Source organism: Francisella sp. 19X1-34, from assembly GCF_041102755.1.
In the GTDB taxonomy this organism is placed as follows: domain Bacteria; phylum Pseudomonadota; class Gammaproteobacteria; order Francisellales; family Francisellaceae; genus Francisella.
Genome location: NZ_JBGCTX010000076.1, coordinates 1 through 10823 on the forward strand (window position 1 = coordinate 1; position 10823 = coordinate 10823).

A 10823-nucleotide genomic window follows, 5' to 3' on the forward strand; every position below is an offset into this window, starting at 1 on the left:
TTTATTATTTCTCCAATTAAAATCAATAATTATAAATATTTAGACATGAAGTAATTATCGAACTGAGGTTAATATAATAAAGCTAGAATTATAAGAATGCCTAGATAGAAAATTACCTGAAACCATTCCCATTGTCCCTACTAAAATATTTGCTACACATTGACTAATAGATATGAAAAGCACAAACCTTCCTTCTGGAAAATTTGACTGGATCGTATAAATGACACTTAGAAATGCACACCCCAAACCTAAACCTAATAACACTCTAGATAATAATAAAACCTCAAAAACTGATGTATTAGCAAAAATAATACATCCTAAAGCAGAAACTATCGCAGATCCTCCTAAAAACAATCGAGGAGAAGTTTTATTAATAAGGATTCCAGCAAAAAGCTGTGATAATGAAAACACTATAAAGAAAGTTCCTGAAATTATAGATAATTCAGTAGCCGATAAATGATTATTATACTGAATATCTGAGCCATATATTCCAAAAAGTACGGCTACAAAGATACTCAAGATAAAAAACACTTCTGTTATAGCCCAAAGAAAACTTTTCTTAAAAACACTCATATAGTCTTTCCATATTTATTTTTATAATTGTTTACCTAATATCCAAACTATCATTGAAACATTTTTGCCTGTGTACGATAAAGCAATCGTGGCTCATCTCCATAGCCTCCCATAGAACGATGATATACCAAAGTATTATCCCAAATCAATGTATCGCCTGGCTCCCAATTATGAATATATCTATTTTCAGGACTATCAAAACGATTCATAAGATACTCTCTAATTTCCTGCCATAATGAGTTAGATAAACCATCTATCTCTACAACTTTGATACTTCCCAGATACAAACTAGGTGTACCTGTGATAGGATGAGTTTGTATACAATTATGAATCACTTCATCAATTTTATTGGCAGTTTCATCATCAAAGTCAGGTATATTTTTTGGAGTTATTTTTAATCTATTAGTGTCAAAGAACTCTTTTAACCATTGTGGAATTACTTTTAAAATTCTTTGTCCATCCAAAAATCCTGTTTCCCCACCGACACTTGGTACAGTATGAGCATGTAAAAAGTTCCATACATATATCCCCTTGCCAGGTCTAAAATCACCATCTTGATGCCAGTATTCAGCACCTTTATGATTTTTAATCAGATTAACATTTTTATCAATGTTTGAGATTTTTACTACTGTTTTAAAATCTTGAACCTGATTATTAAATGCTAAACCTTCTGATAAAGTTATAGTCTTGCCAAACTTATTTGTCATATTATTAAGGTCAGCCGGGGTAAGCTTCTTACCTTTGATATTAACAATACCGTTTTCAGAAACTGCTTGAATTATTTTACTTACAGATTCTTTATTTATTTCAGTTAAGTTAATATCTTTAATAACCTTACCCATAGATGTTTGCTTAACACTCTTCTCCACTTTATTCATTATCTCTCCTTATTCACTGTGTTGTTGTGAATATAATAAATCCAGCACTAAAATTAATAAATTGGCAATCATAAACACTGGCGTGCATAAATGCACAAACAATAAGGAAATAATAAATACAAAGTTATAATAAAGATTTAAGCTGATGTATATTATTAGAATAATATTTAGCAACTTCCATAACTTTTTGTCTTTGAACATGTTCTACATAAGCGATAAACTTATTAGCAAAGCCAGCCTCATATAATTGATAATCAGTATAACCATCTCCTACTACGATAACTTCGCCATTAATTAAATCTTTAGCTTTCTCAAATGCCTTTAGTTTAGAATCACAAGCACCATTAGAGTTATCAAGGGATATAAAACCTCCATTTTTGTCCCAGTTAATCTCAACCGCGAAGATATTTCGTCGAGCAATCCCTAGATAATCAGCAAAGGGCTCTATGCTCTCTGTCAATCCACCACTAAATATCCAGACATTATAATCTTTACTTTTTAAGCTAGTTACTAACTCCAATACTCCTTGAGTTAATAAACTTGGGCACCACTTATCAGCAAAATCTTTTATACTTTGTTTAGTTGGGCTTGCTATAGCTAACCTTCCCTCTAAAGACTCTCTAAAATCAAGATCCCCTTGCATACCTAAATTTGTTATTCTTTCAATTTCTAATAGCTTATCTGGAGAGTCTTTTAATAAAGGCTCTAAAATAAGCTCCAATGATTCTTTTTTTATCAAAGTAGAATCAAAATCAAATATTATATTTTTCATAAATTTTCTATTTTAGATAGATCCCATGTAATGCTGGTGGAATCTGAATTGGTAAATATGCTTTATATACTAAACTTAAATCAGCAGCATTTAAATAGACAATATAACTTAGCTTTTTACTACTATCGATCACATTTACAAAAATCAAACCATCATCTTCGCTCTTTGCTTCTGGGCTTGCAATAAAAATAGGCTCTGAAACATAATCATCACCAAAATCATACTCAGAAACCCTATCATTATGCAAATCCAATTTAATTATACTATTAAAAAACTCAGCATGATCTTTACGATTTGCCAAGTACATAAACTGATAATCTTTAGTCAAGTAATTTTCGTTAATCCTCGCAAACTCAGCATTTTTGTCTGCAATTATTACTTTATCGGCTAAATTATTTTCAAGATCTATAACTACCCTACTAATTTGCATCTGAAGCTTACAATCATCATTATTTATATTTTCAAAGTAGAATCTCTTATAGGGTTCTAGATCATCTGTATACTCTATAAAATCTAGGTGAATTTTTTGATTTTTTTCAAAAGCATTTGCACTATGTAACATTACAAATCTAGGCGCATCGATAAGCTCTGTCTTATGTGTATTTCTATTTACTATTAATAACTGACATTTTGCATTAATATCATAAGCTATAACCTCTGAAATTGGTTTAGATAGAAAGTCTATTGGATTAGCTCTTAGTGGACCTAAATATAGTACCACATAGTTTTCAGTTAAAAATAAAGTATGATTATAAATAAACTGTTGATTAGAGAATTGGTATAATACTTCTCTATCACAACTATTTTTTGAGATTTTATAAAGACTATATTTACAATCTTTAGAAATATCTACAGCAAAATTAAGCTGCTCTTTTGTAATTGGATCAAATTGAGGGTGAGCACAACTAAATTGTCCTTTAAGTCCATCAACAAATTTAAACTCTTCTAGCGTCTGAAGATTTTTTCTATCAAACTCAAGCATTGTAGTAACTTCACTAGTAGCCAATAGCTTATTTTTTATATTAAGAATATTTACATTAAAACTTGGCTTTTCTGTTTGTAAGCCTAAAATTGTCTTTATTATTGCAGCTACTTTACTAAGCTTTGAAGGAACCATAGTGCCAAACTCATCATATTTCATCCTGCCTTTTTTTGCAGCAAAATACTGTTCTGATTCTAAGTACTTATTTGAAAAGCAAATATCTTTTGAATTACTACTAAAGCTATATAACATAGCTAAGCCATCAAACCAGTGATTTAATTTTATGTTGCCATATTCAAATTTAGCAGGACCAACTCGCAATACTTGCCCATCAAACCAATCTGGTAAGTTAGATATTTCTGGTTTTAATTTATGATTTGAAAATTCTTGATTAACGCTAGTAAATGCTGAAGATAATTTACTCATAATTATTCACAGATAATGTATCAATAAGTATTATTATACCTTTTTATTTAACACATTGTCTAAATGACTTTCTTTAGGATAAAATAAAGCAAGGAGTATAAACAAGTTTGTAATATTTAGAGATTATTAAGATCTTTATTTTTCCAAGAAAGTACCTTATCCATACCACAAGATTTATTCAGTTTAGGAATTATATCTTTTAAATACTCTAAAGCTTTCTTTTTATCATACTCACCTGCTTCTGGGTCATCTAAAATATGAGCATTTTTAATAGCTGCTGCCATAGTACCTTTGCGTATAAACACACCATTTATAACTGCACCGTCTTCTTCATCTTTTATTACCTGCTCAGGTGTTACATAATGATTATCTTTCATAATTACTTCCTTAATAGTTTATACTTTGTAATTTTAGTTTTACTCCATCACCATTTTATATAATGCTATAGCATAACTGTGTTTATTGAAACTAACCGTTTTAGCAACAATCTTATTTATGCTTATATTCATATATCCAGAAATTAAATTTTGAGACAAGCGATCCCAGCAAGAATAATTAACTATAAAAATTTCTTTTTTTCTATTAAAAAATTGCTTATCATATAACATTCTTATAAAACTATAGAACCTAAAGATGCAAAGATCTTCAAAAAAACCTTTGGTTTCTATAAAAAACCTATCAAAACAATTCGATGATGGGCATCTAGCTGTTGACTCAGTCAACCTGGAGGTCTATCCAAAGGAGTTTTTTTCGCTACTTGGAGGTTCAGGTAGCGGGAAAAGTACTCTTCTAAGAATGTTAGCAGGTTTTGAAAAACCAACGGATGGCAAAATTATTATCGACGGTGTAGATATGTCAAATACACCTCCATACAAAAGACCTGTAAATATGATGTTTCAATCATATGCATTATTCCCTCATATGAATATAAAGCAAAACATCATGTTTGGTCTCAAACAAGAAAAATCCCTAAACAAAGAAGATATTGAGAAGGCTACTGATAGAGCTCTTAAAATTATAAAAATGGAGCATTTATCAAAAAGAAAGCCTCATCAACTATCCGGTGGTCAACGCCAGCGTGTTGCACTAGCAAGATGTCTAGCGAAAAGACCTAAATTGATTTTACTTGATGAACCATTATCCGCATTGGACAAGAACCTTCGTGATCAAATGCAGTTTGAGCTTGTAGATATCCAAGAACAAACAGGAAGTACATTTATAATGGTAACTCATGATCAAGAAGAAGCTATGACTATGTCTACTCGTATAGGTATAATGTCCGATGGCTGGCTAGAACAAGTCAGTACTCCTTCTGAAATATATGAATTCCCTAAAAGTAAGTTTGTTGCTAACTTTATCGGTAAAAGTACTATATTTGAAGGACGTGTTGAAGAGGTAAGTAGAACACGCAGTGTTATAACTTCAGAACAAGCTGGTACTTCTTTTGTATTACGTAGAAACATAGAAGCTATTGAAGATCAAGAAATATGGATTGGCTTAAGACCTGAAAAGATAGTTATAAGTAAAGAAAAACCTGATGACTATGATCCTCAAAACCCTGTCAACTGCATTAAAGGTATAGTTGAAGATATCGCTTATATGGGTGGTTTATCCACTTATCATGTGAGAACTACAAATGGCTATATAGTAAAATCTACAGACTTTAATATAGAAAGAAATGCTGACCATCCTTCTTGGGATGATGAAGTATACCTTACTTGGGAATCACAAAATATCATGGTGTTGTACTCATAATGCAAAACTTAGAAAAAAGCTTTAGACATACACTAGTCTATCTAATACCTTTTGTATGGTTTGTAATATTTTTACTAGTACCATTCTTGTTCGTAGTTGGAATAAGTTTTACTTTACCTGCAGATGGTACTCCTCCAGTAACGCCGTTATTAGCATATAAACATGCAACTTTACATTTCACATTGTATTTAAGTAACTATATTGAGCTTGCCCATTATAATTTAGTATTTATATCTTTACTTAAATCATTCAAAGTTGCTTTGATAACAACAGCATTATGTATCCTAATTGGCTATCCTATGGCACTAGCTCTCTCAAGAGCAAAAAAGAATACTCAGCTTTTCTTTTTGGTACTAATCGTTATACCATACTGGACTTCTTTCTTACTTAGAACTTATGCGTGGGTAACTTTACTTGGTAACCATACTTTCAATGAATTCTTAATGAGTCTAGGTTTACCTAGTATGGCTTTGCTTTATAATGATTTTTCAATGTACTTAGGTATGGTATATTGCTATTTACCATTTTTAGTATTACCTCTATATAGTACTTTGATAAAAATTGATCCAAGCTTGTATGACGCTGCTGAGGATTTAGGTTCTAAGCCTATCAACTCCTTCTTTAAAATTACATTACCATTATCTATGCCTGGGCTAATTGCTGGAAGCTTATTGATATTTATCCCTGCGATTGGTGAAGTAGTTGTACCTCAAATTATGGGTGGTATGGGATCTCTAATGATTGGTAATGTTATCTGGGAAGAGTTTTTCACGTCTAATAACTGGGGTATGGCTGCAGCAATATCAGTAGTGTTGATAGTTGTTTTAGTATTGCCTATCTTATGGATGCAACGTATCCAAACAAAAAGAACTTTTGTATAGAGGAGAATAAGCAATGAAAAAATTTACATTTAGTAATATTATGCTTATTTTGGGTTTAATATTTCTATATATACCTCTTATTATATTAGTTATTTTCTCATTTAGTAATTCTCAAATAATTAATCTATGGGGCGGTTTTACCTTTAACTGGTATCATGAGGTTATCCATGATGAGGACATTATTAATGCTACATTTACTAGTTTAAAAATTGCTGTTATAACGTCAATTATATCAACTATACTAGGCACAATAGTTGCCTATGCTATGACTAGGTTTAAGTTCTTTAGATCTAGAACATTCTTATATGGTCTTGTGGCTACTCCTCTAGTACTTCCTGATATTATTCTTGGTGTTGCTTTATTATTGATGTTTTCAACATTGCAACACCTAATTGGTTGGCCTCATGAACGTGGCACAACTACAGTTGTTATAGCTCATGTAACAATGTGTACAGCTTATGTAACAATAGTAATGCAATCTAGGATAGCTAGTGTAGATATCTCTCTAGAGGAAGCGGCTTTAGACTTAGGTGCAGGCCCAATAAAGACATTTTTCTCAATTACATTACCCCAGCTACTTCCAGCTATTATAACATCAATGTTATTGACATTTACTTTATCAATAGACGATCTAGTTGTTACAGAATTTGTTGCAGGAAGTGATAATCCTACTCTACCTATGTATATTTATTCAACTGTTAAAAATGGTCCTACTCCTGAGATAAATGCCCTAGCAACAATTATGATTAGTATAATTGTATTAGGAGTATTGGCAGGTATGTTTATTTCTATGAAGTTTCAGAAAAAGACAAAGTAAGAATAATAACTATTATTCAAAAATCATCATTATAATAGATAAGATAAGTAATACCCCTAACACTAAATTAAATATTTTTAGATGTTTTTCATCACTTAAGATTCTTTTTACAAAATTACCGCCAAATAACCAAAAAGCCGTGCAGCAAAATGAAACAATCATAACAATAGCTGATATCATAATTACCTGGATAAACAAAGTCATATTTTCACTAATAATTGTATAAGTAGATATGACCCCAATTGCCATTACCCAAGCCTTAGGATTTATCCATTGAAATAAAATCGCCTGCTTAAAACTTAGTGGCTTACTATTTTTAGCGTCACTATGATAGCTTGAGGATAATATTATTTTAATTGCTAGCCAAACCATATATATAGCACCTACAATTTTTATAATTAAGTGCAGCTTTGGATAGCTCACAAAAATAGCATCCAAACCAAGTCCTACGACTAACACCATAAAAGGGAATCCTAAACATATTCCTATATAATGTGGAAGTGTCCTTCTAACACCAAATTTAATTGATGAAATTAATAACATCAAATTATTCGGGCCAGGTGTAACTATAGTTGAAATACAAAATAAGAATAAAGGTAGATAGTAATGCATCGACTAAAATATTTTATTATTTAAGACTTTAAAGTATAGCTAAAAAAGAAAAAGCTACAATATCTTTTTTAAAGAAAGAAAAAGCTTAAGCTAGTTCTGTATACTTAGTAAGCTTATTAAATTTCATAAAATAGTATTCTAGAATATTCTATAAATTTCAGTAAAACTAAAATGCATTTTTTAAAGCTACTTATAATCAGCTAAGTTTTTTTAGGTACTTTTGATCATTATTAGTCTATAATTGTTGTGATTTTATAAAAATAGGTAAAATTTAATGATTGAGAATTTAAGAAATATTGCGATTATCGCACACGTTGACCATGGTAAAACTACTTTGGTTGATAAGTTACTACAACAATCTGGTACTCTAAATACTCGTGGCCCAGAAGTTGAAAGAGTTATGGATTCTAATGACATAGAAAAAGAAAGAGGGATCACAATCCTTGCAAAGAATACCGCTCTAAAATGGAATGACTATAGAATTAATATCGTAGATACTCCAGGCCATGCTGACTTCGGTGGTGAAGTTGAGCGTGTACTATCTATGGTTGACTCAGTATTACTATTAGTTGATGCTGTTGATGGCCCTATGCCTCAAACAAGATTTGTAACAGAAAAAGCTTTTGCAAAGGGTTTAAAACCAATCGTTGTTATTAATAAGATTGATAGAGATGGTGCGCGCCCTGACTGGGTTGTAGATCAAGTGTTTGATCTTTTTGATAGATTAGGTGCTACAGATGAGCAACTAGATTTTCCTATTATTTATGCTTCTGCTATCAATGGTTGGGCTACAAATGAGTTAGGTGAACAAAAAGAAGATATGACTGATCTTTTCAAAGCAATTGTTGAGAATGTTGAGCATCCTGATGTAGACGAAGATGGACCATTTCAAATGCAGATATCTTCACTAGATTATTCAAACTTCACAGGAACTATTGGAATTGGCCGTATCCAAAGAGGTAAAGTTAAAACAAATACTCCTGTAACTATTATTGGTAAAGATGGTAAAACTCGTAATGGCAGAATCTTGCAAATATTAGGCTATATGGGACTAGAAAGAGTTGAAGTACCTGAAGCACAGGCTGGTGATATTGTTTGTGTAACGGGTATGGAAGGCTTAAATATATCAGATACACTATGTAGCCCTGATAAAGTAGAAGCACTACCTGAGCTTTCTGTAGATGAGCCAACTATTAGCATGACTTTCCAAGTTAACAATTCTCCATTTGCTGGTAAAGAAGGTAAATATGTAACTTCTCGTCAGATCAAGGATCGTTTAGATAAAGAGCTACTTACAAACGTAGCATTAAGAGTTGAGCAGCTTGATGATCCTGATAAGTTTAAAGTCTCTGGTCGTGGTGAGCTTCACCTTTCAATCTTACTAGAAAATATGCGTCGTGAAGGTTATGAAATAGCAGTTTCTCGTCCGCATGTAATTTTCAAGGATGTTGATGGTGAAAAACATGAACCATATGAGCAAGCAATTATAGATATCGAAGAAGAACATCAAGGTACTGTAATGGAAAGAATGGGCTTACGTCAAGGTGAGCTTAAAAATATGGAACCAGATGGAAAAGGCCGTGTAAAACTTGAGTTTATAATTCCATCTCGTGGTTTGATTGGTTTTTATACAGAGTTTTTAACTATCACATCTGGATCTGGAATTTTAAATAAAGTATTTGATCATTATGGGCCTATGAAAAAGCAAACTCTTGAGACTCGTCAGAATGGTACTCTAGTTTCTATGCTAGCGGGTAAAGCTGTAGCTTTTGCTCTTTGGAATCTTCAAGAGAGAGGTAAAATGTTTATTTCTCATGGCACTGATGTTTATGAAGGAATGATTATTGGTATTCATAGTAGAGATAACGACTTAGCAGTTAACCCTTGTAAAGGTAAACAGCTGACTAACGTTCGTGCATCTGGTAAAGATGATGCTCTTACACTAGTTACTCCAATCAAACTTACTCTTGAGTATGCTCTTGAATTTATCGAAGATGATGAGCTAGTTGAAATTACACCAGAATCTATTAGATTAAGAAAGAAACACCTAACAGAATCTGATCGTAAAAAAGCAGCTCGTGGTGCTCTTTAATCTTATATTTTTCCCTAAAAACTTTATTCTTAATCTAAACTGCTAAATCATTAATATACCAAAATAAAAATGTATTAATAATAGGTAACTAGTAGCAATTAAAGCTACTTTTCAGGATATCCTCTAAAATAGATGTTGCTTTATATCTAGCAGCTAATGAATCAAAATATGCTACAACTATGGAACTAAATGTTGATAGCAGAATGCTTGCTAGTATTTCTGCTCTTCCAAACGAGATGATTACCAAAGTAACTTTTTAGATTTTATAAGGAAGCATTATGCTTAATAATACTAAACCAACATTCAATTCAGAGTATTACCAAAAAGCTAGTCCATCTACGCCTACTGAAATTATTGATTATCTAAAAAGATATATCCCATCTAACAGAAAAGCTTGGGATTGTGGTACGGGCAATGGTCAAACAGCTATCAAGTTAGCAAAATTTATAGATAATATTCATGCTACTGATATTAGTAAAAATCAACTTTCTAGAGCTTTTACTCATCCAAATATTAAATATTTTGAAACTGATGAATCCAATAGTATGTTTGATGATGAGAGTGTTGATTTAATAACCGCCTCTCAAGCAGCTCACTGGTTTGATATCCCAAAATTTAGAAAAGAGTGCTTACGTATACTCAAACAAAATGGCGTTGTAGCTATTTGGACATATCATCGAGAAATTCAAATTAATGGTAAAACAGAAGTTATTTATGAAGACTTTTTAAACACTATAAGTTCATATTTTCTTAAAGGCCCAGGATACTATACCGATATTTATAAAAATATTAACTTTAATCTACCTATATTAAAAGCTCCTAAATTTAAGCAAATAAAACAAATGCATTTTAATGATTTTATAAAGTTTTTAAAATCAATTTCTGGTTATACAGAATATTTTAAAAAAAATAAAAGATGCCCTATAATAACCTCAGTTCGGAATTAAAAGCATTGTAAATTAAGGGACTGTTGAAATCTGATATTAATTTTAAAATTGTTTAAAATATACTGAAAAGTAATATATGATTTTTTTA

The 10823-nt window shown here is 31.4% G+C and carries 11 protein-coding genes; 5 read left to right on the forward strand and 6 right to left on the reverse strand.

Features of this window, described 5'->3' with window-relative positions; translation table 11 throughout:
• Positions 1-54 precede the first annotated feature (54 nt).
• The 5 genes from AB8E56_RS10225 to AB8E56_RS10245 all read right to left on the reverse strand — a co-directional run bounded on the left by AB8E56_RS10225 (position 55) and on the right by AB8E56_RS10245 (position 4008).
• The gene (locus AB8E56_RS10225; RefSeq protein WP_329480771.1) at positions 55-573 is read right to left on the reverse strand and encodes an MFS transporter; all 519 of its coding nucleotides are present in this window, start codon (positions 571-573) and stop codon (positions 55-57) included.
• A gap of 50 nt (positions 574-623) precedes the next feature.
• Positions 624-1451 carry a TauD/TfdA family dioxygenase gene (locus tag AB8E56_RS10230; RefSeq protein WP_329480772.1) on the reverse strand — a complete coding sequence of 276 codons (828 nt, stop codon included), beginning with the start codon at positions 1449-1451 and terminating at the stop codon, positions 624-626.
• A 124-nt stretch (positions 1452-1575) separates the two neighbouring features.
• Positions 1576-2223 (reverse strand): HAD-IB family phosphatase, encoded by a 648-nt coding sequence (locus AB8E56_RS10235; RefSeq protein WP_329480773.1) that lies wholly within the window; start codon positions 2221-2223, stop codon positions 1576-1578.
• A 7-nt stretch (positions 2224-2230) separates the two neighbouring features.
• Entirely contained in the window at positions 2231-3631 is a 1401-nt protein-coding gene (locus AB8E56_RS10240; protein WP_329480774.1) for a carotenoid oxygenase family protein, read from the reverse strand.
• Between the two features lie 116 nt (positions 3632-3747).
• Positions 3748-4008, reverse strand: coding sequence for a hypothetical protein (locus AB8E56_RS10245; protein WP_329480775.1), 261 nt, complete (start codon positions 4006-4008; stop codon positions 3748-3750).
• 256 nt (positions 4009-4264) lie between these two features.
• Here AB8E56_RS10245 and AB8E56_RS10250 point away from each other — a divergent pair, with 256 nt between their 5' ends.
• Genes AB8E56_RS10250 through AB8E56_RS10260 form a run of 3 tightly spaced genes read left to right on the forward strand, consistent with a single transcriptional unit; the run spans position 4265 to position 7084 of the window.
• Positions 4265-5386, forward strand: a complete 1122-nt coding sequence (locus tag AB8E56_RS10250; RefSeq protein ID WP_329480776.1) for an ABC transporter ATP-binding protein — start codon at positions 4265-4267, stop codon at positions 5384-5386.
• The gene (locus AB8E56_RS10255) at positions 5386-6267 is read left to right on the forward strand and encodes an ABC transporter permease subunit (protein WP_329480777.1); all 882 of its coding nucleotides are present in this window, start codon (positions 5386-5388) and stop codon (positions 6265-6267) included. Before AB8E56_RS10250 ends, AB8E56_RS10255 begins: the two co-directional genes overlap by 1 nt.
• Before the next feature lie 13 nt (positions 6268-6280).
• Complete coding sequence (locus AB8E56_RS10260; RefSeq protein WP_329480778.1) at positions 6281-7084, forward strand: ABC transporter permease subunit; 804 nt, start codon at positions 6281-6283, stop codon at positions 7082-7084.
• 12 nt (positions 7085-7096) lie between these two features.
• Here the strand turns inward: AB8E56_RS10260 and AB8E56_RS10265 are convergent, their stop codons facing one another.
• Complete coding sequence (locus AB8E56_RS10265) at positions 7097-7696, reverse strand: LysE family translocator (RefSeq protein WP_329480779.1); 600 nt, start codon at positions 7694-7696, stop codon at positions 7097-7099.
• Positions 7697-7970: 274 nt separating this feature from the next.
• Between AB8E56_RS10265 and typA the strand changes: the two genes are divergently transcribed.
• Both typA and AB8E56_RS10275 read left to right on the forward strand, forming a co-directional pair.
• Positions 7971-9788 (forward strand): translational GTPase TypA, encoded by a 1818-nt coding sequence (gene typA, locus AB8E56_RS10270; protein WP_329480780.1) that lies wholly within the window; start codon positions 7971-7973, stop codon positions 9786-9788.
• Positions 9789-10066: 278 nt separating this feature from the next.
• On the forward strand, positions 10067-10735 hold the full coding sequence (locus AB8E56_RS10275; RefSeq protein ID WP_329480781.1) for a class I SAM-dependent methyltransferase: 669 nt from the start codon (positions 10067-10069) through the stop codon (positions 10733-10735).
• Positions 10736-10823: the final 88 nt, after the last annotated feature.